The organism is Bradyrhizobium sp. SZCCT0153 (assembly GCF_018129995.1).
Classification (GTDB): Bacteria; Pseudomonadota; Alphaproteobacteria; order Rhizobiales; family Xanthobacteraceae; genus Bradyrhizobium; species Bradyrhizobium japonicum_G.
This window is the reverse complement of the sequence record NZ_JAFCKS010000011.1, coordinates 73333-96414: the sequence shown is the minus strand read 5'-3', so window position 1 is coordinate 96414 and position 23082 is coordinate 73333. Positions and strand designations below refer to the sequence as shown.

At 66.0% G+C, this 23082-nt stretch carries 20 protein-coding genes; 10 read left to right on the top strand and 10 right to left on the bottom strand.

All coding sequences use genetic code 11. From position 1 onward, the window contains the following. Positions 1-74: 74 nt before the first annotated feature. Positions 75-1010: a KPN_02809 family neutral zinc metallopeptidase gene (gene ypfJ, locus JQ572_RS31840; protein WP_211386793.1), complete on the top strand. Its 936-nt coding sequence runs from the start codon at positions 75-77 to the stop codon at positions 1008-1010. 195 nt (positions 1011-1205) lie between these two features. Further along, positions 1206-1769: a molybdenum cofactor biosynthesis protein B gene (gene moaB / locus JQ572_RS31835; protein WP_211386792.1), complete on the top strand. Its 564-nt coding sequence runs from the start codon at positions 1206-1208 to the stop codon at positions 1767-1769. A 191-nt stretch (positions 1770-1960) separates the two neighbouring features. Here moaB and JQ572_RS31830 read toward each other — a convergent pair whose 3' ends face one another. Both JQ572_RS31830 and JQ572_RS31825 read right to left on the bottom strand, forming a co-directional pair. Then, a complete protein-coding gene (locus tag JQ572_RS31830) occupies positions 1961-2890 on the bottom strand; it encodes a bifunctional helix-turn-helix transcriptional regulator/GNAT family N-acetyltransferase (RefSeq protein ID WP_211386791.1) in 930 nt (309 codons plus the stop codon). A gap of 62 nt (positions 2891-2952) precedes the next feature. Continuing rightward, a complete protein-coding gene (locus JQ572_RS31825) occupies positions 2953-3528 on the bottom strand; it encodes a glycosyltransferase family protein (protein ID WP_211386790.1) in 576 nt (191 codons plus the stop codon). 324 nt (positions 3529-3852) lie between these two features. Here JQ572_RS31825 and JQ572_RS31820 point away from each other — a divergent pair, with 324 nt between their 5' ends. Beyond that, entirely contained in the window at positions 3853-4692 is an 840-nt protein-coding gene (locus tag JQ572_RS31820; protein WP_211386789.1) for an RMD1 family protein, read from the top strand. On the opposite strand, the gene JQ572_RS31815 is transcribed toward JQ572_RS31820, so the two are convergent. Continuing rightward, positions 4686-5876, bottom strand: coding sequence for an acetate/propionate family kinase (locus tag JQ572_RS31815; protein ID WP_211386788.1), 1191 nt, complete (start codon positions 5874-5876; stop codon positions 4686-4688). The two genes, JQ572_RS31820 and JQ572_RS31815, sit on opposite strands and share 7 nt — an antisense overlap. Before the next feature lie 4 nt (positions 5877-5880). Then, complete coding sequence (locus JQ572_RS31810; RefSeq protein ID WP_211386833.1) at positions 5881-8268, bottom strand: phosphoketolase family protein; 2388 nt, start codon at positions 8266-8268, stop codon at positions 5881-5883. A gap of 210 nt (positions 8269-8478) precedes the next feature. Here JQ572_RS31810 and JQ572_RS31805 point away from each other — a divergent pair, with 210 nt between their 5' ends. The 4 genes from JQ572_RS31805 (at position 8479) to JQ572_RS31790 (ending at position 12556) form a co-directional block, all read left to right on the top strand. Next, positions 8479-9642, top strand: coding sequence for a PA0069 family radical SAM protein (locus JQ572_RS31805; protein WP_211386787.1), 1164 nt, complete (start codon positions 8479-8481; stop codon positions 9640-9642). A gap of 24 nt (positions 9643-9666) precedes the next feature. Next, a complete protein-coding gene (locus tag JQ572_RS31800) occupies positions 9667-10122 on the top strand; it encodes a VOC family protein (protein WP_211386786.1) in 456 nt (151 codons plus the stop codon). A 77-nt stretch (positions 10123-10199) separates the two neighbouring features. Further along, complete coding sequence (locus JQ572_RS31795) at positions 10200-10949, top strand: ribonuclease HII (RefSeq protein WP_211386785.1); 750 nt, start codon at positions 10200-10202, stop codon at positions 10947-10949. Between the two features lie 98 nt (positions 10950-11047). Beyond that, positions 11048-12556 (top strand): glycosyltransferase family 39 protein, encoded by a 1509-nt coding sequence (locus tag JQ572_RS31790; protein WP_211386784.1) that lies wholly within the window; start codon positions 11048-11050, stop codon positions 12554-12556. Positions 12557-12608: 52 nt separating this feature from the next. Here JQ572_RS31790 and JQ572_RS31785 read toward each other — a convergent pair whose 3' ends face one another. Further along, complete coding sequence (locus JQ572_RS31785) at positions 12609-13418, bottom strand: uracil-DNA glycosylase (RefSeq protein WP_211386783.1); 810 nt, start codon at positions 13416-13418, stop codon at positions 12609-12611. 135 nt (positions 13419-13553) lie between these two features. Between JQ572_RS31785 and JQ572_RS31780 the strand changes: the two genes are divergently transcribed. From JQ572_RS31780 to JQ572_RS31770, 3 genes are all read left to right on the top strand, one after another. Beyond that, positions 13554-15215: an electron transfer flavoprotein-ubiquinone oxidoreductase gene (locus JQ572_RS31780; protein WP_211386782.1), complete on the top strand. Its 1662-nt coding sequence runs from the start codon at positions 13554-13556 to the stop codon at positions 15213-15215. A gap of 352 nt (positions 15216-15567) precedes the next feature. Next, the gene (locus tag JQ572_RS31775) at positions 15568-17361 is read left to right on the top strand and encodes a tetratricopeptide repeat protein (protein WP_211386781.1); all 1794 of its coding nucleotides are present in this window, start codon (positions 15568-15570) and stop codon (positions 17359-17361) included. A 30-nt stretch (positions 17362-17391) separates the two neighbouring features. Continuing rightward, positions 17392-18276 carry a 4-(cytidine 5'-diphospho)-2-C-methyl-D-erythritol kinase gene (locus tag JQ572_RS31770; protein WP_211386780.1) on the top strand — a complete coding sequence of 295 codons (885 nt, stop codon included), beginning with the start codon at positions 17392-17394 and terminating at the stop codon, positions 18274-18276. Here the strand turns inward: JQ572_RS31770 and JQ572_RS31765 are convergent. The 5 genes from JQ572_RS31765 to JQ572_RS31745 form a co-directional block, all read right to left on the bottom strand. Further along, positions 18273-19148, bottom strand: coding sequence for an alpha/beta fold hydrolase (locus JQ572_RS31765; RefSeq protein ID WP_211386779.1), 876 nt, complete (start codon positions 19146-19148; stop codon positions 18273-18275). The two genes, JQ572_RS31770 and JQ572_RS31765, sit on opposite strands and share 4 nt — an antisense overlap. After that, a complete protein-coding gene (locus JQ572_RS31760; RefSeq protein ID WP_211386778.1) occupies positions 19141-19773 on the bottom strand; it encodes a LysE family translocator in 633 nt (210 codons plus the stop codon). Before JQ572_RS31760 ends, JQ572_RS31765 begins: the two co-directional genes overlap by 8 nt. A 44-nt stretch (positions 19774-19817) precedes the next feature. After that, positions 19818-21080, bottom strand: a complete 1263-nt coding sequence (gene fabF, locus JQ572_RS31755) for a beta-ketoacyl-ACP synthase II (protein ID WP_211386777.1) — start codon at positions 21078-21080, stop codon at positions 19818-19820. Between the two features lies 1 nt (position 21081). Then, entirely contained in the window at positions 21082-21597 is a 516-nt protein-coding gene (locus JQ572_RS31750) for a winged helix-turn-helix transcriptional regulator (RefSeq protein ID WP_211386776.1), read from the bottom strand. Positions 21598-22012: 415 nt separating this feature from the next. Beyond that, positions 22013-23020, bottom strand: a complete 1008-nt coding sequence (locus JQ572_RS31745; protein WP_211386775.1) for a polyprenyl synthetase family protein — start codon at positions 23018-23020, stop codon at positions 22013-22015. Positions 23021-23082 lie beyond the last annotated feature (62 nt).

Sequence of the window (23082 nt, the reverse complement as noted above, 5' to 3'; positions counted from 1 at the left end):
TTTTACGTGAGTGGCGCGTTGAGCTTCGGCGCCTTGCGCCCAAATGATGCCATCCAGGACCGAGGGAAGCCGCCATGCGCTATGATGATTTCCGCCGCAGCGACGATATCGAGGATCGTCGCGACGATGGCGGCGGGGGCGGTGGCGGAGGTGGGTTCGGCCTGCCGATGGGCGGCGGCGGGCTCGGCATCGGCACCATCATCGTGCTCGGCCTGGTCGGCTATGCCTTCGGCATCGACCCGCGCATCCTGATCGGGGGCGCCGAGATCCTCACCGGCGGTGGCCAGGCGCCGAGCTATCAGACCGATCGCCAGTCGACCTCTGCCAAGCGCGGCGCGCCAACCGACGAGATGGGCAGCATGATCTCCGGCATCCTCGGCGAGATCGACGACCGCTGGAGCGAGATCTTCCAGGCCTCGGGCCAGTCCTACACCGGTCCGAAGGTCGTGCTGTTCCGCAACGTCACCAACGGCGGCCGCTGCGGCCGGGCAGAGTCGGCGATGGGACCGTTCTATTGTCCGCCCGACAGGACCATCTTCCTCGACACCGGATTCTTCCGCGAGGTCGAGACGCGCTTCCGCGGCTGCTCCGGAAAGTCCGCCTGTAACTTCACCACCGCCTACATCATCGCGCATGAGGCCGGCCATCACATCCAGAACCTGCTCGGCATCATTCCGCGCGTGACGCGGCTGCAGCAGCAGGCCGGCAGCAAGGCCGAGTCCAATGCGCTGCAGGTGAAGGTCGAGTTGCAGGCCGACTGCCTGTCCGGCGTCTGGGTCAACCGCGAGGCGAAGAAGCGGCCGAATTTCCTGGAGGCGGGCGATATCGATGCTGCGCTGACCACGGCGAGCGCGATCGGCGACGACACGCTGCAACGCCAGGCCACCGGCCGCGTCGTGCCCGATTCCTTCACCCACGGCTCGGCGGCGCAGCGCAAGCAATGGTTCATGACCGGCTACCAGCAGGGCTCGGTCCAGGCCTGCAACACGTTCGGCGGCGGGCAGCAGTAGTTGTCCGACCTCGAGCCCCGGACCCAGCGCAGCGCTTCTTCAGCGGTGCGCTGCAGAGCCGGGGCCCACAACGCCGGTCTCCCAAGATCAGTGGGTGGGGTCCCGGCTATGCGCTGCACCGCCATAGCGCGTTGAAGACGCGCGTGAACGCGCTTATGACGCTGCATCGCGTCCGGGACACGTGAGGAAGCACCAATGGCCTCCATCGACGAAGCAAAACAATTCATCCCGCTCAACATCGCGGTGCTCACGGTCTCCGACACGCGAGCGCTCGCCGATGACAAATCCGGCCAGACGCTGGCGGACCGTCTCGCCGCTGCCGGCCATCACCTTGCCGCGCGCGAAATCGTCACCGACGATGTCGAGGCGATCCGCGCCGTGATCCGCCGCTGGATCGCGGATGCCGGCATCGACGTCGTCATCACCACCGGCGGCACCGGCTTCACCGGGCGGGACGTCACGCCTGAGGCGATCGAGCCCCTGTTCGAGAAGCGCATGGACGGGTTCTCGATCGCATTCCACCTGCTGAGCCATGCCAAGATCGGCACGTCGACGATCCAGAGCCGCGCCACAGCAGGCGTTGCTGGCGCGACCTACATCTTCTGCCTGCCGGGTTCGCCCGGCGCCTGCCGCGACGGCTGGGACGGCATCTTGGCTGCCCAGCTCGACTACCGGACGCGCCCCTGCAATTTCGTCGAGATCATGCCGCGCCTGGACGAGCATCTGCGAAGGCCGAAGGCGCAGGGCGCGACGGTGTAGCTTGCTCTTTCTTCCTTCCCCCCTTGTGGGGGAAGGTGGCGCGAAGCGCCGGATGAGGGGTATCTATCTGCAAGCGCCGAAGTTCGCGGAGGCATACCCCTCACCCAAGTGAGGTCGCGTCTACCAGCGTCGCTGCCCTCTCCCGCAAGGGGCGAGGGCGCATTCACGCGCATCGCGCTTATCGCAAATCGTTACAGATCCCGCTCCCAGGTCTCGCCCACCAGATCTGCACCGAAGCTGTGGTGCTTCTCTTCCTTCACGAGCTTGAAGCCGGCGCTCTGGTAGATGCCGCGGGCCGCCACCAGAATACTCTGCGTCCACAGCGTCATCTTGCCGTAGCCCCTCTCGCGTGCGCCCTGGATGCATTGCTCGACCAGCGCGCGGCCGACACCGAGCCCCCGTGCTTTCTTCTCCACCTGCAACAGGCGCAGCTTGGCGATCTCGTCGGTGGCCTTGACCAGGAATATCGAGCCGACCGCCTCGCCCCCCACTTCCGCGATCCAGCAGTGCTCGCGCATGGCGTCGTAGTTCTTGATGAACTGTGCGCAGATCTCGGCGACCAGCGCCTCGTAGCTGATATCCCAGTTGTAGTCGGCGGCATAGGCGGCGGCCTGCCGGGAGATGACCCAGCCCATGTCACCGACGCGATGGCTGCGCAGCATGAAAGCCGCAGGCTGGCTTCGACGTTGCTCCAGCACAGCCTCGATGGTCCCCATGGCCTGCGTGAGCCGCGTTGCATCGCTGGCCGAAAGCTGAGCCAGCATTGCGGCGACCTCATTTTGCGAGCCCAGGTTCAGCTTGGCAAAGGTCTGGCGGCCCTTTGCGGTGAGGCTGAGCTGGTATTGCCTGCGATCCGCGGGCAGGGGCCTGCGGGTGATCAGCCCCTTTTCGTCGAAGCTTTGCACGATGCGGCTGAGATAACCGGGGTCGAGGCCAAGCTCATTGCCGATCTCCTTTGCCGCGAGGTCGTCTCGCTGCGCGAGCTCGTAGAGCACGCGGGCCTCGCTGAGCGAGAACGGGCTCTTTCCAAGGTGCTGGTCGAGCACGCCAAGCTTGCGGGTGTAGAAGCGGTTGAAGGCGCGGACCGCTGCGATGGGGTCGTCGGTACCGTTAGATGACATGAGGACACCTCGATACTTGCCATTGTCAAATAATTATTTGACAATGGCAAGTATCGGTGGCCTTAGCCGATCATCACGATCCGGCTGCGCAGCATGATCCGGGACGAACGGCCCAGTCGCCGGAGCAGCCGCGCCTCGGAGTGGCGGGCCTGGGGCGGATACCCGCCGATCCGGTCGTAATGATCGCGGGCGATCAAGAGTCCCTGATCGCCGAACGGGCCGACCAGCTTGCGCGTCACGGCCTGGAGGATGTCGCGGAATCCGGTATTGGCGTATGGCGAGCGTGCATAGCGAAATACCGCCGCACGGTCCCTGCCGCTGCTCGAGACGCTCTGGATGAACTGGGTGGTCTCATCGATCCAGCCGGTTTCCAGCACGGCGCCTGCGGGCAGGAACATCAGCCAGGGTGAACGGGCCTGGAGCGCGCCGGCGGCGAGCGCGGCACCCTGCGAGGATCCCTCGAAGCCGATGAAACGGCAGCCTGCGACGTCGGCAACCCGCTCGATGACGCCGTTGCGGGTGCCGTCGACCAGGAGCACTTCCCGGATGATGCCCGCAGCGGCACCGGGCACCAGCGCGGCCAGAGTTGCGACCGCCGTCTGCTCGACGCCTTCGGTCGGAATGATGACGCTCAGCATGATTACGGCTTCGATGTCTGCACTTCGGGAGAAGCGTAGCTTGTTATGATGTTGTCATAAACACGAGGCGTCGCCGAGTGCAACTTTTCGGCCGTGCTTCGGTATTCGATGGTAAACCGCTCGAGCCATCGCATCCAAATATGTCTCGCGCGGGGTGGCGATATTTCCGAATGTTTCGGCGCCCAACGCGTCCTGACCGTATTAATCCGGAGATTTGCCGCGATATTGCGCGCCGCCCGGGGCCGTTCGCAATCCTGCAAAGCGAGGATGCGATAGAGAACGAGCACCGGATCAGGAAAAACGTGCAATCAGACGAGGCTTCGAATGAACGCCGATCAACTTGCTGTCAATGTGCCGGCCGCGTCTCCCAAGCCGGATGGTGCGCCGACCCTGCGGATTCGGGCCGTGATGCTCGGCGAACGCATCAATCCCTCCGGGCTCGAGATCGGTCCGCCCATCTCCTCGACGCCGGCTGCCTTTCGCGTCCATGCCGGCCTCGTTGTGATCTTCCGCTACGGCGTCGTCGTCCTGATCGGTCTCCTCCCTTCGGAGGAGAAGGTGCTGATCGACAGCCTGAAGCCCCGCGTCATCGGCGAGTTCAGCCCCCATGAGGAGGAGATCGCGCAGGCGCAGCTCTGCAAGGACGAAAGCAGTGAGGCGATCCAGCCGGGCGGCCCGATCCGCCTCGCCAAATTCTCCGACGACCGGCTGCTGCTGATCGCGGACGCACTCGCCAAGAGCACCTCGCTCGCGCGCGACGAGCGGCGCGTCGCCGCGGTCTTCGACGTGATCGAGCCCTTTGCGCGCACGCTTGCCGAGCAGGGCCGCACGCCGCCCCGGCGCAAGGGCATTCTGCAACTGATCGGCAATGCGCTTCTGGTCCAGCAGCGCGTCGCCGGCCGTGTCGCGGTGGCCGAGAAACCCGACGTGCTCTGGGAGAAGCCCGAGCTCGACCGGCTCTATGCCCGTCTCGAAGACGAGTACGAATTGAAGGAGCGCCTCGACACGCTCGAGCGCAAGCTCACGGCCGTGTCGGAAACCGCCAACGCGCTCACCGACATCATCGACACCCAGCGCTCGCTCCGCCTCGAAATCGCGGTGGTGGTGCTGATCGTGATCGAGGTCGCGATCGGCTGCTTCCAGATCTATACCGGCATTCACTGAGCCTGCTGCAGCGCCGCCGCGCAATGGCGCGCGATCATCAACTCCTCGTTCGTTGGGATGACGAAGATACCGACGGTGCTGTCGCCCGTGCTGATGCGCTCGCGCGACGCGTCGTTCGCCGCAGCCTCGATGCGGACGCCGAGCCATGCGAGCCGCTTGCCGATCTCGCTGCGGATTTCCTTCGCATGCTCGCCAATGCCGCCGGTGAAGACCAGGCAATCCAGTCCCTGGAGCGTGTTCGCCATCACCGCGACCTGCTGCGCTGCGCGGAAGGTGAAGAGATCGATAGCCTCGCGCGCGGCGGGTTGGCTGCTTGCGAGCAGCGTGCGCATGTCGGAGGAAAGCCCGGACACGCCGAGCAGGCCGGACTCGTGATAGAGCAGGTGCTGCACCGCCTCGGCCGACATCTTGTCGTGCTGTTGCAGATAGAGCAGCACGCCGGGATCGATCGTGCCGCAGCGTGTGCCCATCATGAGGCCATCGAGCGGCGTCAGTCCCATCGTGGTGTCGACGCTGCAGCCATCGCGCAGCGCGCACAGGCTCGCGCCATTGCCGAGATGTGCGATGACCGTGCGGCCGGCTGCGAGGTCCGGCGCGATCCCGGCGAGACGGCCCCCGACATATTCGAACGAGAGCCCATGGAAGCCGTAGCGCCGGATGCCGCGCGCCTCGAAGCGCCTCGGTATGGCGAAGCGGCTCGCGGGCGGCGCGAGGGGGTGATGAAAGGCGGTATCGAAGCAGGCGATCTGCGCCAGCGCAGGTTGGATCGCTCTGATGGTGCGGACCGGCGCGAGGCAGCGGGGCTGATGCAATGGCGCCAGCGGCGTCAGCGCCGCCAGCTGCGCGGTGACCTCTTCCGTCAGCTCGACTGGCCCTGAATAATCCGGTCCGCCATGGACGATGCGATGGCCGACGGCACGCAAGCAGCCTTTGCCAAAATGGTCCTCGATGAAGCCGAGCACGTCGGCGAACAGATGACCGCTGTCCGTGTCCGACGCTTCCCTCAGCTTCTGGAACAGGACTTCGCCTGCCGGATTTTTCACGACGAGCCGGGGCTTGGCCTCGTGCTCGTCGAGCAGGCCGCTGCAGAGCAGGACGGGCTCGGCCGCCGAGATATCGAACAGGCCGAACTTGATACTCGACGATCCGGAGTTGAGGACGAGAACTGAGGCCGACGCCGGCATGATGTCAGCCCGTCTTGCCCGGCCAGGCCCAGTCGCGGATCTCGGGCATGTCCTCGCCATGCTCGCGTATGTAGCGCGAATGCTCGATCAGCTTGTCGCGGAACTGCTGCTTCACAGGCGCGGCTCTGGTCGCAAGGCCCGGCACGCGTTCGATCGCCTCGATCGCGAGGTGATAGCGGTCGAGCTCGTTGAGCACGACCATGTCGAACGGCGTGGTCGTGGTGCCTTCTTCGATGAAGCCGCGGACATGCAGGCCGGCATGGTTGGTGCGGTTATAGGTCAGCCGGTGGATCAGGTGAGGATAGCCGTGATAGGCGAACACCACCGGTTTGTCGCGCGTGAACAGGCTGTCGAAGTCGCGATCGGAAAGACCATGAGGATGCTGCTCCTTGGGCTGAAGCGTCATCAGGTCGACGACGTTGACGACCCGGATCTTCAAATCGGGCAGCGTCTTGCGCAGAAGGTCGACGGCGGCGAGCGTCTCCAGCGTCGGCACGTCGCCGGCGCAGGCCATCACCAAATCGGGCTCGCTGCTCGCGTCCTCCGTGCCGGCCCAGGTCCAGATGCCGATGCCGGCATCGCAATGGGGGGCCGCTGCTTCCATCGAGAGCCATTGCGGCGCGGGCTGCTTACCGGCGACGATCACGTTGACGCGGTCATAGGTGCGCAGGCAGTGATCGGCGATCCAGAGCAGCGTATTGGCATCCGGCGGAAAATAGATGCGGACGATATCGGCCTTCTTGTTGGCGACGAAGTCGACGAAGCCGGGATCCTGATGGCTGAAGCCGTTGTGGTCCTGTCGCCAGACATGCGAGGTCAGCAGATAGTTGAGCGAGGCGATCGGGCGCCGCCACGGCAGATGCCGCGTCACCTTCAGCCATTTGGCGTGCTGGTTGAACATGGAATCCACGATGTGGATGAAGGCCTCGTAGCAGGAGAAGAAGCCGTGCCGGCCCGTGAGCAGATAGCCTTCCAGCCAACCCTGGCAGAGATGCTCGCTCAGGACTTCCATCACGCGTCCGTCCTGCGCGAGATGCACGTCGTAGGATTCGATCGGCTCCATCCAGACGCGTTCGGTCGCCTCGAACAGCGCGTCCAGCCGGTTTGACGCGGTCTCGTCCGGGCCCATGATACGGAAGTTACGCGCCTCGGCGTTGAGGCGGATGACGTCACGCAGGAATTTGCCGAGTTCGCGGGTTGCTTCGCCGGTAACGGCGCCGGGCTGCGGTACCTCGACCGCAAAGCTGCGAAAATCCGGCAGCTTCAGCTCCTTCTTCAGGAGGCCGCCATTGGCGTGCGGGTTGGCGCCCATGCGGCGGATGCCTTCGGGCGCCAGTGCCTGGAGCTCGGGGATGAGTGCGCCGCCGGCATCGAACAGCTTTTCCGGCTCGTAGCTGCGCATCCAGTCTTCGAGGATCTTCAGATGCGCCGGATTCTCGCGGCAGCCTGCGACCGGCACCTGATGCGCACGCCAGAAGCCTTCGACCTTCTTGCCGTCGACCTCTTTCGGGCCCGTCCAGCCCTTCGGGCTGCGCAGCACGATCATCGGCCAGCGCGGCCGCTCGACGCTGTTGCGGCCGTCGCGGGCGTGCTGCTGGATCGAGCGGATGCTGGCGAACGCGACATCGAGCGCATCGGCCATGGCCTGGTGCATCAGCCTGGGATCGTCGCCCTCGACGAATAGCGGCTCGTGGCCGAGCCCGCGGAACAGGTCGCGGATTTCTTCGTCGCGCATCCGCCCGAGCACAGTCGGGTTGGCGATCTTGTAGCCGTTGAGATGCAGGATCGGCAGCACCGCGCCGTCATGGACGGGATTGAGGAATTTGTTGGAGTGCCAGGAGGCCGCGAGCGGGCCGGTCTCGGCCTCGCCGTCACCGACGACACAGGCGACGATCAGGTCGGGATTGTCGAATGCCGCGCCATAGGCGTGCACCAGCGCGTAGCCAAGCTCGCCGCCTTCGTGGATCGACCCCGGCGTTTCCGGCGCTACGTGGCTCGGAATGCCGCCGGGGAAGGAGAACTGCCGGAACAGCTTGCGCAACCCGTCCGTATCGCGCGCGATATCAGGATAGATCTCGCTGTAGCTGCCCTCGAGATAGGTGTTGGCGACCATGCCCGGCCCGCCATGGCCGGGGCCACAGACATAGAGCACGCTCAGGTCCAGCGCGCGGATGGCGCGGTTGAGATGGACGTAGATGAAGTTCAGGCCGGGCGTCGTGCCCCAATGGCCGAGCAAACGCGGCTTGATGTGCTCGGGCCGCAAGGGCTCGCGCAGCAGCGGGTTGTCGAGCAGGTAGATTTGCCCGACGGAGAGGTAGTTCGCGGCGCGCCAGTAGCGATCGAGCAGATCGAGGTCGCCGCTCGCCGCGGCCGATTGTCGTTGATTTGTCATGTTCTTGCCGACCTTCACCCAGCGATTGTCACCAACATTGATCTGCGGCGATTGATCCCTGGCCTGCATCAAACGAAATCGACACGACGGGCGTGTTGCGTGAGGTCAAGGACGCCCGCCGCAAATTTAGGCGGCTACTGTGCATGGGGTTGTTTTGCAGTTTTTTGTTTACGTTCTTGATTTGTTCCTTCGGCGTGCTATCTTGGCTTCATGAGTCCAGCATCCTCTCATGCTCTCAAGCACCCGCCGGTCACGGCGCCCTCCGAGCCGGCGGGTGCGCTTTCCGATTTTCCCGAGCTCGCTGTTGCCATCGACAAGCAGCGCAGGCGAGGGCGGGGCGCGCAGTCCAACGCCAGCGGCCGCTATGAGGCCGAGGCCCGCGTCGCCTTCGACGACGGCTGGCAGAGCCTGGAAGAGCTGCCGCCGTTCAAGACCATTGTCGGCGTCGACACCTCGCGCAAGGTGATCACCCGCAACGAATCCCCCGACATCGGCTTCGACCGCTCGATCAATCCCTATCGCGGCTGCGAGCACGGCTGCGTCTATTGCTTCGCGCGGCCGACCCATGCCTATCTCGGCCTGTCCCCGGGGCTCGACTTCGAGTCGAAGCTGTTCGTGAAGCCCGAGGCGCCTTCGCTGCTCGAGAAGGAGCTTGCGGCGCCCGGCTACGAGCCGCGGATGATCGCGATCGGCACCAACACCGATCCCTATCAGCCGATCGAGCGCGAGCGCAAAATCATGCGCAGCATTCTCGAGGTGCTGGAGCGCGCCGGCCATCCCGTCGGCATCGTCACCAAGTCGGCGCTGGTCGTGCGCGACATCGATATTCTCGCGCGCATGGCCAGGCGCAACCTCGCCAAGGTCGGGATCTCCGTCACCTCGCTCGATCCGAAGCTGGCGCGCACCATGGAGCCGCGGGCGTCGACGCCGCCGAAGCGGCTGGAGGCGCTGAAGCAACTCTCCGAGGCCGGCATCCCGACAACGGTGATGGTCGCGCCCGTGATCCCCGCGCTGAACGACTCCGAGATCGAGCGCATCCTGGATGCCGCCGCCCATGCCGGCGTCAAGGAAGCTTCCTACGTGCTGCTGCGGCTGCCGCTGGAGGTGCGCGACCTCTTCCGCGAATGGCTGATGGCCAACTATCCGGACCGCTACCGCCACGTCTTCACCCTGATCCGCGATATGCGCGGCGGCCGCGACTACGATGCGAAATGGGGCGAGCGGATGAAGGGCACCGGACCGATGGCCTGGACCATCGGCCGCCGCTTCGAGATCGCCTGCGACAGGCTAGGTCTCAACAAGCGGCGCTCTAGGCTGACGACGGACCATTTTGCCAAGCCGCAGCGGAACGGCGATCAGCTCAGCCTGTTCTGAGCGGGAAGTGGACGGAGGCTCAGCGTGAGTCAAAAACTTCCGGCCCCGGTGCCGCGGCTCACCGTCATCACGCTCGGCGTCGGCGACATCCGCGCCAGCATCTCCTTTTACGATGCGCTCGGCTTCTCGCGCCGACTGAAGGCAACTGGCGATGCCGTTGCGTTCTACGATACCGGTGGCCCCGTGCTCGCGCTGTTTCCGTGGTGCGAGCTCGCGGCCGATGCCGAATTGCCGGACCAGCCGAGGCCATCGACCTTCCGAGGCATCACGCTCGCCTGGAACTGTCGCGCGCGCGACGAGGTGGACAGCGTGCTGGCCTTCGCCGTCGACAAGGGAGCGGTGCTGCTGAAGGCCGCACATGAGACCGACTATGGCGGCTATTCCGGCTATTTTGCCGATCCCGACGGCCATCCCTGGGAGGTCGTGGTCGCGCCCGGCATCGAGGTCGGCGAGGACCGGCGGGTGCATCTGGCCGAGTAGGGCGGCTGATCTGAATAACGGGAATTGTCCGAGGTTCCCGGTTGCGCAGGCCATGTCGCTTGCGCACGATCCCGGCCATGATTCGGGACAAGTCCGCCAACAAGCCAGTCAAGAAGGCCGCGCCAAGCTTCCGCCGCGAGCGGGCGCTGATCAAGCGCGGCGTCTGGCCGGTCGCCGGCTGCGACGAGGCCGGCCGCGGGCCGCTCGCCGGTCCCGTGGTGGCGGCCGCGGTAATTCTCGACCCCGACCGCATCCCGCGCGGCATCGACGATTCCAAGCGGCTGACGGCGGAGCAGCGCGAAAGGCTGTTCGACAAGATCTGCGCCACCGCGCAGGTCTCGGTCGCCGTCGCCTCGCGCTCGCGGATCGATCGCGACAACATTCTGCGCGCCTCGCTGTGGGCTCTGAAGCGTGCCGTGGGAGCGCTGCCCGAACCGCCTCGTCACGTCTTCGTCGACGGCCGCGACCGGCTCGACACCTCCTGCGACTGTGAGGCCGTGATCGGCGGCGACGGCATCGTGCTGTCGATCGCAGCGGCCTCGATTATCGCCAAGGTGACGCGGGACCGCCTGATGTGCGCCCTGGCGCAGGACTGCCCCGGCTACGGTTTCGAGCAGCACAAGGGCTACGCCGTTCCCGAGCACCTGGACGCGCTCGACCGCCTCGGTCCCACCGTCCACCACCGCAGCTTCTTTGCCCCGGTCGCGGCGGCGCGTGCCAAGCATATGCCCTGGACGGTCGAGCCCGTGCAGGACCTGTTCACCGTCACCGAAGTCGAGGTGCAGGTGGAGACGAGCGTGGAAGCCGACCTGCCGGCGAATCTCTAGACGAGACGCGGTTGCCACGACGCGCAGCGCCCTTTATCAAAACAGACATGAGCGAATAGAGCCGGCTGGACGGGTTGGCTGCATCTTTCAGGCAATGCATGCGGTTTACCTCCCTGGTCATCGAGCTCATTCGCGCCCGGCCGCGGCTGATCGTGTGGATCGCCGTGCTGCTCCAGGCCGCGATGTGGCTGTTCGTGGCGCTGGTGTTCTACCGCAGCCCGCCCGGCACCCTTGCGACGCTGCTGGCGTTCGGCCGGGAATACCAGGTCGGTACTGATCTGGGCCCGCCCTTGCCGGTCTGGCTCGCCGACATCGCCTATCGCGCCGCCGGTGGCCATATGTTCGGCGTCTATGTCCTGGCCGAGCTCTGCGAGATCGCGACCTTCGTCACGCTCTATCATCTCTCCCGCGCCGTGGTCGGTTCGCAGCAGGCGGTGCTCGCCGTGCTGCTGACCATGACGGTGCTGGCCTTCTCCTCGCCCGCGCTCGACTTCGGCCCCCTGGTGCTGGCGCGGCCGCTCTGGGCGCTGCTGCTGCTGCATTCCTGGCAGATCATCGGCCAGCGCCGCGGCAACGCGTGGTTCGCCTGGTCGATCGAGGCGGGCCTGTTGCTGCTGACGACGCCGGCCGCGATCTTCCTCCTGCTGCTGGTCGCCGTCTTCGCGCTCTCGACCGCCGGCGGCCGGCGGACCCTGCGCGCGCTCGATCCGCTGTTCGCGCTGATCGTCGTCACCGTGCTGGCGCTGCCCTATGCGGTCTGGCTGATGCGCGCCGAGACGCTCGTGATGCCGAGCTTGCCCGAGATTGCCGAGCTGAACGCCCGCGCGCTGCACGCGGCCTGGCTGCTCGGCGGGCTCGCGCTCGGCGCCGCGGCGATCCCGGCGCTGACTTTCCTCAACACCGGGCTGTTCGTTCCGAAGAGTGAGGAGGCGCCGATCATCTACCGCCCACCGGTCGAGCCGCTCGCGCGCAACTTCGTCTATTTCTTCGCTCTGGCGCCGGCGCTCGGTGCGGTCCTGATCTCCGGCCTGCTCGGTCTCGAATCCGTCGTTGGCGGCGCCGGCGTCGTGCTCGTGATGTCGGGACTTGCCGTGGTCGTAATGGCCGGCGATCTCATCGCGATGCGCCGCGCGCGCATGCTGCGGATGGTGTGGGCCGCCGCCGTCGTCGCGCCCGCCATCGGCGTCGTGCTTGCCGTGCTGTTTCTGCCCTGGACGGGCGCCAATGAGATCGCGACCTCGATGCCGGCGCGCGCGATCTCGGATTTCTTCGACGAGAGCTTTGCCCGCCGCACCAACCATCGCCTGCGCGCGGTCGCCGGCGAGACCCAGCTTGCGAGCCTGATCGCGCTGCATTCCGGCCGACCGCATCTCTTCATCGATGCCCAGCCCGCGCGCACGCCGTGGATGAATCAGGCCAAATTCAGCGAGACCGGCGGCGTCGTGGTCTGGCGTGCCTCCGACACGGCCGGTACTCCGCCGCCCGAAATCCTCGCGCGCTTTCCCGGCATCGTCCCGGAAGTCCCCCGCGCCTTCGAATGGCTGGTGACCGGACGCCAGCAGCTCCTGCGCATCGGCTGGGCCATCGTGCGGCCGAAGGGGACCTGAGCCGCTCGCGTGCTCTCTCGCCCGCAATGACGGGGACAGGGCATACTGCCCCTCACGCGCCCGCCATCACCTTCGCGACCGCGCGCAGATCCTGCCAGGCCAGCCGCTTGTACGAAGGCGAGCGCAACAGGTAGGCGGGATGGAACGTCGGCAGTGCGCGAATGGTGCGCCCGCCCGTCTCGTAGTCGAACCAGCGTCCGCGGGTGCGCATGATGCCTTCGCGCGTTCCGAGCAGCGTCTGCGTCGAGGGATTGCCGAGCGTCACCAGCACGTCGGGATTCACCAGCTCGATCTGGCGCTGGATGAAGGGCAGGCAGATTTGCGTTTCCTGCGGTGTCGGCGTGCGGTTGCCCGGCGGCCGCCACGGAATGACGTTGGCGATATAGGCGGTGGTGCGGTTGAGGCCTATGGCTCCTATCATCAAATCGAGCAGCTTGCCGCTGCGTCCGACGAAGGGAAGCCCCTCGATGTCCTCGTCGCGCCCCGGCGCTTCGCCGACGAACATGATGCGCGCCTGCGGATTGCCGTCGGCGAATACCAGCCGCGTCGCGGTGTGCTTCAGCGCGCAGCCCTCAAAACCTTGCATCAGCTCGCGCAGCGCCTCCAGCGTCGGCGCCGTGCGCGCAGCCTCGCGTGCGGACGCAATGGCGACGTCGGGCGCAGGTGCGGCCTCGCCGCGCATCACCGCCGGAGCCGCAACCGGCCGCGGTGCCTCGGCCGGCGGTGCCGCGCGCTGAGCCGGAGGCGGGGTATCCAATTCCGCCAGGCGGTCGAGCGGTTCCTCCGTGAGCGCGCAATCGACGCCGGCCTCCAGATAGAAGGCAAGAAGCTCGCGGACAGTGGGGGCGGGTTCTGGGATCATGGGAAAGTCCGACTTTTATATCACCTTGGGCCGCCTTGCATCCCAGTGAAATGCATTTCCGAGGTTGTCCTACCCGGAAAAATCGGAAACAAGAGGGCGCAATCGACCAAGGACCGTCTCAAGGGCTGAGATCAGATGAGCACCGAAGAACTTCCCCCGCGCGAATCCATGGAATTCGACGTCGTCATCGTCGGCGCCGGCCCGTCGGGCCTGTCGGCCGCGATCCGGCTGAAGCAGCTCAATGCCGATCTCAACGTCGTCGTGGTGGAGAAGGGCTCCGAGGTCGGCGCGCATATTCTCTCCGGCGCCGTGATCGATCCGGCCGGTCTCGACAAGCTCGTTCCGGACTGGCGCAAGGATTCCGACTGCCCGCTGAAGACGCAGGTCAAGGAGGATCGCTTCTACTGGATGACCGCGGGCGGCGCGATCAAGCTGCCGGAATTCATGATGCCGCCGCTGATGCACAACCATCACTGCTATATCGGATCGCTCGGCAATGTCTGCCGCTGGCTGGGACGAAAGGCGGAAGCGCTCGGCGTCGAGATCTATCCGGGCTTTGCCGCGGCCGAGGTGCTCTATGACGAGGAGGGCAAGGTCAAGGGCATCGCCACCGGCGACATGGGTATCGGCCGGGACGGCAAGCCGAAGGACTCTTTCACCCGTGGCATGGAATTGCTCGGCAAGTACACGCTGTTTGCGGAGGGCGCACGCGGCAGCCTGACCAAGCAGCTCATCGCCAAGTTCGCGCTGGATTCCAACAGCGAGCCGGCGAAGTTCGGCATCGGCCTGAAGGAAGTCTGGCAGATCGATCCCGCCAAGCACCAGAAGGGTATGATCCAGCATTCCTTCGGCTGGCCGCTTGACCTGAAGACCGGCGGCGGCTCGTTCCTCTATCACTATGACGACAATCTCGTCGCCGTCGGCTTCGTCGTGCATCTGAACTACGACGATCCTTATCTGTCGCCGTTCGACGAGTTCCAGCGCTTCAAGACGCACCCTTCGATCCGCGGCACCTTCGAGGGCGCCAAGCGGCTCGCCTATGGCGCGCGCGCCATCACCGAGGGCGGCTATCAGTCGGTGCCGAAGCTCAGCTTCCCCGGCGGTGCGCTGATCGGCTGCGCGGCCGGCTTCGTCAACGTGCCCCGCATCAAGGGCGTGCACAATGCGATGGGCACCGGCATGCTCGCCGCCGAGCATGTCGCGGCGGCGCTCGCCGCCGACCGCGCCAATGACGAGATCGTCGAATACGAGAACGCGTGGCGCTCGTCCTCCGTCGGCAAGGATCTGTTCCTGGTCCGCAACGTCAAGCCGCTGTGGTCGAAGTTCGGCACCGTGCTCGGCGTCGCGCTCGGCGGCTTCGACATGTGGTGCAACACGCTGTTCGGCGCTTCGCTGTTCGGCACCCAGTCGCATGCGAAGCCCGATCGCGCCACGCTCGATCCGGCCAAAAGCCACGCGCCCAGGACCTATCCGAAGCCCGACGGCAAGATCTCCTTCGACAAGCTCTCGTCCGTGTTCCTGTCCAACACCAATCATGAGGAAGACCAGCCGGTCCATCTCAAGGTCACGGACATGAACCTCCAGAAGACCTCCGAGCACGACGTGTTCGCCGGTCCCTCGAATCGCTATTGTCCGGCCGGCGTCTATGAGTGGGTCGAGGAGGGGGCGAGCCCGCGCTACCAGATCAACGCCCAGAATTGCGTCCACTGCAAAACCTGCGACGTGAAGGACCCCAACGGCAACATCACCTGGGTTCCCCCGGAGGGCGGTGGCGGCCCGAATTACGAGGCGATGTAAGCCCGGGCAATCGGGCCAACGCGATCAGGCAGGCCCGATCGAGCCAGACCCAATGTGACCAAGATTGCGTGACCCAGGAATTGTGACGCACTTTCGCGTGAGAACCGGGCCGGGGGTGCGGCCCGTGGCCACGATAAGGCCATACTAGCAGCGTCTTGGGGCGCACTTGACCGGTCACTTGGCCGATTTGGGGCGTGCGGCGGGGAACGCCCGGTCCGAATCCTTGCGGTGAAGCGCCAAAAGCGGCATTGTCCGGCCCTGACGGTTCCGGTCCCGATGTCGCCGGCCGCGTTCGCATGCGAGACGGCCTTCTGCTGCAGACCCAGGCACCACCAACTCAAGGCGAGCCCTGATGCTTTCAAATCGTTTCAACCGCTGGACTGTTGCCGCCATCGCCCTCATGGGCACAGCGATCGCGACGGTCCCCGGCGCGGTCCTGGCGCAGACGCCGGATCATCCGTCCGACACGGCGGCGCAGTTTCCGACCCGGAACGATCTGAAGTCGCTGACGACCTCCGGCAGTTATCTCGCCGCCCGCCACGCCAGCGTCGAGCGCGACGCGGCCTCGGCCGCCGCGTTCTACCGCTCCGCTCTGCGCACCGATCCGAAGAACAACGAGCTGCTTGATCGCGCCTTCATCTCGTCGGTCGCGGACGGTGACATCGACGAAGCCGTCAAGCTCGCCGAGCGCATCCTCACCATCGACAAGACCAACCGCGTCGCGCGTCTGGTCGTCGGTGTGCACGATCTCAAGCTCAAGAAGTACGCGGCCGCGCAGACCAACATCAACCAGTCGATCCGCGGCCCGATTACCGATCTCGTCGCCACGCTGCTGTCGGGCTGGGCCGCCTATGGCGCCGGCGATGCCAAGGGCGGTGTCGCCACCATCGACAAGCTGGCCGGTCCGGAATGGTATCCGCTGTTCAAGGATCTCCACGCCGGCATGATCCTCGAGCTTTCCGGCAAGGAGAAGGACGCCGGCACCCGCTTCGAGCGGGCATACAAGCTCGACGATTCCATGCTGCGCGTCACCGAGGCCTATGCCCGCTGGCTCTCGCGCAACAAGGATTCCGCTGCCGCGACCGCCGTCTACCAGGCCTTCGACAAGAAGCTCGCCCGCCATCCGCTGATCGTGGAAGGCCTGCGCGACACCAAGGCCGGCAAGAAGATGCCGCCGCTGGTCGATTCCGCGCAGGCGGGCGCCGCGGAAGCGCTCTACGGCATCGGCGCTACGCTGACCCGCCGCGGCGGCGAGGATCTGGCGCTGGTCTATCTGCAACTCTCGCTTTACCTCCAGCCCACCCATCCGCTGGCGCTGCTCTCGCTTGCCGATCTCTATGAATCGGTGAAGCGGCCGCAGATGGCGATCAAGGTCTATGAGAGGGTGCCGGCGACCTCACCGTTGAAGCGCAACGCCCAGATCCAGCTCGCCATCGATCTGGATGCCGCCGACCGCACCGAGGAGGCGATCAAGATTCTCAAAAGCGTCACCACGGAGGACGCAAAGGACCTCGAAGCCATCATGGCGCTCGGCAACATCGAGCGCGGCCGCAAGAAGTTCGGCGACTGCGGCGCGACCTACTCGCGTGGCATCGACGTGCTGCCGGCCGGGGCCGACAAGGCCAACAGCGTCTGGTATTATTATCGCGGCATCTGCGAGGAGCGCTCCAAGGAATGGGGCAAGGCCGAAGCCGACATGAAGAAGGCGCTCGAGCTGCAGCCCGACCAGCCGCACGTCCTCAATTATCTCGGCTATTCCTGGATCGACCAGGGCGTGAACCTCGACGACGGCATGAAGATGATCAAGCGTGCCGTCGAGCAGCGTCCTGACGACGGCTACATCGTCGACTCGCTCGGCTGGGCTTATTACCGTATCGGCAACTACGAGGAGGCGGTGAAGAATCTCGAGCGTGCCATCGACCTCAAGCCCGAGGATCCCACCATCAACGATCACCTCGGCGACGCCTATTGGCGTGTCGGCCGTACGCTGGAGGCCAAATTCCAGTGGGCGCATGCGCGCGATCTCAAGCCCGAGCCGGAAGAATTGCCGAAGATCGAGGCCAAGATCGCCAACGGCATGACCGACGATTCGAACTCTTCGGCCGCGCAGGCGGACAAGAAGAAAGACGACGGCAAGGGCGGCTAAATTCTGAGTGCGTTTGGGGGTTCGTCGCCGATGCCGGCGTTGATTGAAGAGGGGCGCGCGAAGGTCAATCTGAGCCTTCGCGTCGTCGGCCGGCGTGCCGACGGCTATCATGATCTCGAAAGCGTGGTTGCATTCGCCGATTGCGCCGACCGGCTGACGCTGGAGCCGGGTGGCGAGCTCAAGCTCACCACCACGGGGCCGCTTGCGGCCGCTTGCGGCGATGCCTCCGACAATCTCGTGTTCAAGGCCGCCAAGCTTCTGGCCGAAGCCGTGCCGGGCCTGAAGCTGGGCGCCTTCGCGCTCGACAAGGTGCTCCCGGTGGCGGCCGGCATCGGCGGCGGTTCGGCGGACGCCGCGGCGGCGCTGCGGCTGCTGGCGCGTCTCAACGATCTGTCGCTCGGCGATCCGCGCTTGCAGAAGGTCGCACTTGGGACCGGCGCCGACGTGCCGGTCTGCCTCGTCTCGCGCGCCTGCGACATGACCGGCGTCGGCGAGCAGCTGCTGCCGCTCGCATTGCCGTCCATGCCCTGCGTCATGGTCAATCCGCGCGTGCCGGTCGCGACCAAGGACGTGTTCCAGGCGCTGGGCCTGCGCAACGGCGAACTCCTGGTTGGCGCCACGTCAGTCCTGAACTCCCCGGCCTGGCCGGACGAGGGCGCCTCCATTGCCGATTGGGTCGACATTCTCGAGACCGTCGCCAACGATCTCGAAGCTCCTGCGCTCCGCATCGAGCCTGTCATCGGCGGCGTGCTGGAGGCCTTGCGCGCTTCCGCAGGCGTCAAGCTCGCGCGCATGTCGGGCTCGGGTGCGACCTGCTTTGCGATCTATGGCGCGTCCACCGATGCCCATGCCGCCGCCGAAAAGATCCGGCGCGATCACCCCGGCTGGTGGGTGCATGCGGGAACGTTGAGCTAGCCGCCGTCCTCGCCGAGCTCGAGAAAGCGGCGGATCTCCCCCAGCACCTCTTGCGGCTTGTCGTGCTGCAGCCAGTGTCCGGCTCCGGCGATGGTCTCGACGCGCGCCTGCGGGAAATAGCGCTCCAGGCCAGCGGCCCTGGCGCCCGCGAGAAAGCTTTCGCCGGCATTCAGCAGCAGGGTCGGGCATGTGATGCGCGACCACAGCGCGACGTGGTCGTCCGGCCAGAGCCGGTGCGGCGCACTGGCGCGCTGGTAGGGATCGAACTTCCAGCTATAGGTGCCGTCCTCGTTCCGCCGCGCGCCGTGGGTTGCAAGATGCAGCGCAAGGTCGCGGGACAGCCGCTTGTTGTGAAGCACCATCTGCGCGGCCGCGTCCGCGAGGGTCGAATAGCGGCGCGGCGCGCGGTCGTGCAGCTTGTCGAGCTGCCCGATCCATTTGGCAATGCGCTCATGCGCCGGCGGCTTTGGCGTATCCGGCAGCATGGTCACACCATCGAGGACGACCAGCTTGGAGACCAGCTCGGGGAATGCTCCCGAAAAAATCAGGCTCACCATGCCGCCCATCGAATGGCCGATCAGCGTCACTTGCGGCGCTGCGATGGTCCGGACGAGCTGCGCGAGATCGTAGACATACTCGGTCAGCGCGTAGCTGCCGCCTTTGGTCCAGTCGGAATCGCCGTGACCACGCAGGTCGGGCGCGAGCACGTGAAAGTGCGGCTGCAGCGAGCGCGCGATGAGGTCCCAGCTTCGGCAATGATCGCGGCCGCCATGGACCAGGACTGCGACGGGCGCGCCCTCGTTGCCCCAGTCGGCATAGTGCAGCCGCAGGCCGTGTGACTCATAGAAGCGGCTTTGCGGGGCGTTATCCATTGACCGGCCGCCGCACCAGCGCAAGAGAGAGGCCGAGGCTCGCGATGAACACCCCGGAGCCTTGCGTGAGGCGCCGCATCAGATGCGGCCTTGCAATCAGCTGCATCCGTGTGGCGGACGCCATCAGCACCACGACGACGTGGGCGAGCGTGTTCAGCATCACCGAGATCGCACCGAGCGCGATGAACTGCAGAGTGGGGTTCGGTCCCGAGGGATCGAGGAACTGCGGAATGAAGGCGAGGAAGAAGGCGGCGGTCTTCGGGTTCAGCGACTCGACCAGCACGCCGTCGCGGAATACGCGCCTGTCGCCGACGGGCTCACTCCCCAGCGCAGGCGTGCGGCCGGCGCTGCGGAAGGTCTTGATGCCAAGCCAGACCAGATAGAGCGCGCCGACGAGTTTCACCGCGGCAAACAGCTCGGCACTCGCGAGAATGATGGCGGAGATGCCGAGGCTGCCCGCCACCACATGAACCAGCCCGCCCAGCGCCGTGCCCGCGGTCGAGGCAAAGCCGCTGGTGCGCCCTTCCGACAAGGTCCGCGCCGCGACGTAGAAGATGCCGGGGCCGGGAACGGCGGCAATGAGACAAGCGGCGGCCAGGAACAGCCAGAAACTGGTTTCGGTCATCCTGCTTTGGTAGCGATGCCCGGCGCGATTGCAAGCCTTCGCGTTTAGCCCATCCGGCGGAAGATCACGCTGGCATTCACCCCGCCGAAGCCAAAGCCGTTGGAGATGGCGTGCTGCATCGGCATCGGCCGCGCCGCGCCCGAGACGATGTCGATGCCGTCCGCACCCGGATCGGGATTTTCCAGATTGAGGGTCGGCGGCGCGATCTGGTCGCGCAGGGCGAGGACGGTAAAGATCGCCTCCAGCCCTCCGGCGGCGCCGAGCAGGTGGCCGGTGGCCGATTTGGTCGCGCTCACCGCAATGTTTCGATTGCGGCCGAACAGCGTGGCAATCGCGCCGAGCTCGCTCTCGTCGCCGGCGGGCGTCGAGGTCGCATGTGCGTTGAGGTGCTGCAAGTCGCCGGGCTCCAGCCGAGCCTGCCGGAGCGCGATCTCCATGGCGCGGCGGGCGCCGTCGCCGTCCGGTGGGCCCGACGTCATGTGATAGGCGTCCGCCGTCGTGCCGTATCCGACGATCTCCGCGATCGGCGTCGCGCCACGCGACAAGGCATGCTCCAGCTCCTCGATCACCAGGATGCCGGCGCCTTCGCCCATCACAAAACCGTCGCGGTCGCGATCGAACGGGCGCGAGGCGCGTGCCGGCTCGTCGTTGAATCCGCTCGACAGCGCGCGGGCCGCGGCAAAGCCGCCGAGGCTGACGATGTCGATGCAGGCCTCCGCGCCGCCGCAGATCGCGATGTCGGCTTCGCCGGCGCGGATCATCCGCGTGGCATCGCCGATTGCCTGGACACCGGCGGCGCAGGCCGTGACCGGCGTGCCCAGCGCTCCCTTGTAGCCGTATTTGATGGAGACGTGGCCTGCGGCGAGATTGGCGAGGAACGAGGGGATGGTGAACGGCGACAGCCGGCGCGGTCCGCGATGCTCGGTGATGCGCACCGCCTCTGCCATCGCCGGAAAACCGCCGACGCCGGAGCCGATAATCGTCGCGGTTCGCTCCAGCGCGGCCGCGTCTTGCGGCGTCCATCCGGCTTGTGCGACCGCTTCTGCCGTTGCGAGCAGCGCGAACAGGATGAAGCGGTCCATCTTGCGCTGGTCCTTTGGCGGGGCGGCCTGCGCGGGATCGAAGCCGCCATCTGCGTCCTCGGCCTTTCCAGGCACGAGCCCGGCAATGCGCGCGGGCAGCACTTGCGACCATTCCGGCAGCGGCCGAAGCCCACTCCGGCCGCCGAGCAGCCGGCGCCAGGACAGTTCGACACCGCAGCCGAGCGGCGACACCGCGCCCATTCCCGTCACGACGATACGACGCATGTCAGTCTCCAGCCGGCGCAAGGGCCGGGTTCATGGCCTTGAGCGAAGTGAGGCGGCGGCGCATCAAGCGGCTCGCTCCGGGACCTGCGATCACGACCGCGTTGGCGAGCGTGATCGGGCGCATGTCGGCGGCGTCGACCATGACCGGATCGAACGGACGAATATCGTCGCGGTTCGCCAGCAGAATGGCTTCGCCCTTCGGCGCGAGATGCTTGTTGCCCCAGGCCAGCAGCGCGACGATCACGGGAAAGAAATCCCGCGCCTTGTCCGTCAGCACATATTCGTAACGCGGTGGCCGCTCATGATAGCGGCGGCGAACGAACATGCCGCTCTTCGTGAGATGGGCAAGGCGCCGCGACAGGATGTTCGGCGCGATGCCGAGGCTTTGCGAAAACTCGTCGAACTTCGTTGCGCCCTGGAACGCATCCCGCAGGATCAGAATGCTCCACCATTCGCCGACCGTCTCCACGGCGCGGCCGACCGGGCATTCCAGGACGGAGGGCGATCTGGGCTGCATGGCAAGAAGGTAGGGTAGTGACTTGCAAAATGCAAGTAACTAGGAAAGCAGCTTCGTCGCAGGGGAGGACGAGGAGCGGGACTTGCGAAACTGCCTCTGTGATTTGAGATGCGAGTCGGGCGAACCGTACCTGCGCTCCATGCTCCGGCATTGCGAGCGCCGCGAAGCGAAGCAATTCAGAGTCTTGCCGCAGGGACAGACCGGATTGCTCCGCTGCGTTTGCAATGACGAGGTGGGAGCAGCGCCGCCCATCTATAACCGTCACCCTGAGGTGCTCGCCTCTTCGGCGAGCCTCGAAGGGCGGAGGCCCGGCTGCTCTCGGCCGTTTCCCCTTCGAGGCTCCCCATGGGACGCGTTGCGTCCATGCCTCGCGCCCCAGGATGACGGGGCTGATAGCGGAGCGCTAAGCCGCCGCCTAGTGCGACCGCGCCAGGCAGAACGCCACGACCTGCTCCAGCGCGCTCTTCATCGGCGACGACGGAAACAGGGCGAGCGCGTCGACCGCCATGGCGCCGTAGTGGTGGGCACGGCTGATTGTGTCCTCGAGCGCGCGATGCTTGTTCATCAGGCCGATGGCGTGATCGAGATCGGTGTCGCCGATCTCGCCGCGCTCGAGCGCACGGATCCAGAATGCGCGCTCGGTGTCGTTGCCGCGGCGGAAGGCGAGCACGACCGGCAGCGTGATCTTGCCTTCGCGGAAATCGTCGCCGGTGTTCTTGCCGAGTTTTGCGCTCTTGCCGCCGTAATCGAGCACGTCGTCGACGAGCTGGAAGGCGATGCCGAGGTTCATGCCGACCGAGCGGCAGGCCGTCTGCTCCGCCTTCGGGCGGTTGGCGATGACAGGGCCGACCTCGCAGGCGGCCGCGAACAGCTCGGCGGTCTTGCCGCGGATCACGGCGAGATATTCGTCCTCGGTGGTCGCGGTGTTCTTGGCGGCGGCGAGCTGCATCACCTCGCCCTCGGCGATGGTCGCAGCCGCCGCGGACAGAATGTCGAGCGCGCGGAGCGAGCCGACCTCCACCATCATGCGGAAAGCCTGGCCGAGCAGGAAGTCGCCGACCAGCACGCTCGCCTCGTTGCCCCAGAGCATGCGCGCCGAGAGCTTGCCGCGGCGCATCTCGCTCTCGTCGACGACGTCGTCGTGGAGCAGGGTCGCGGTATGCATGAATTCGACGGAGGCTGCCAACTTGATGTGGCCGTCGCCGGTGTAGCCGGCGAGGTTGGCCATGGCGAGCGTCAGCATGGGGCGCAGGCGCTTGCCGCCGGAGGAGATCAGATGGTTGGCAACCTCGGGGATCATGGTCACGTCCGAACCGGTCCGCGACAGGATCGTGGCGTTGACGCGCTCCATGTCACCAGCGACAAGGGCAACCAGCTCTTCGATCGACGCGCCGGGAGTTTCGAATGGTACGATGACGGCCACGCCGGTCTCCAATATTTGCCCCGGAAGGGCTATTCTGATGGAAAGACAATAGAAACTGGACG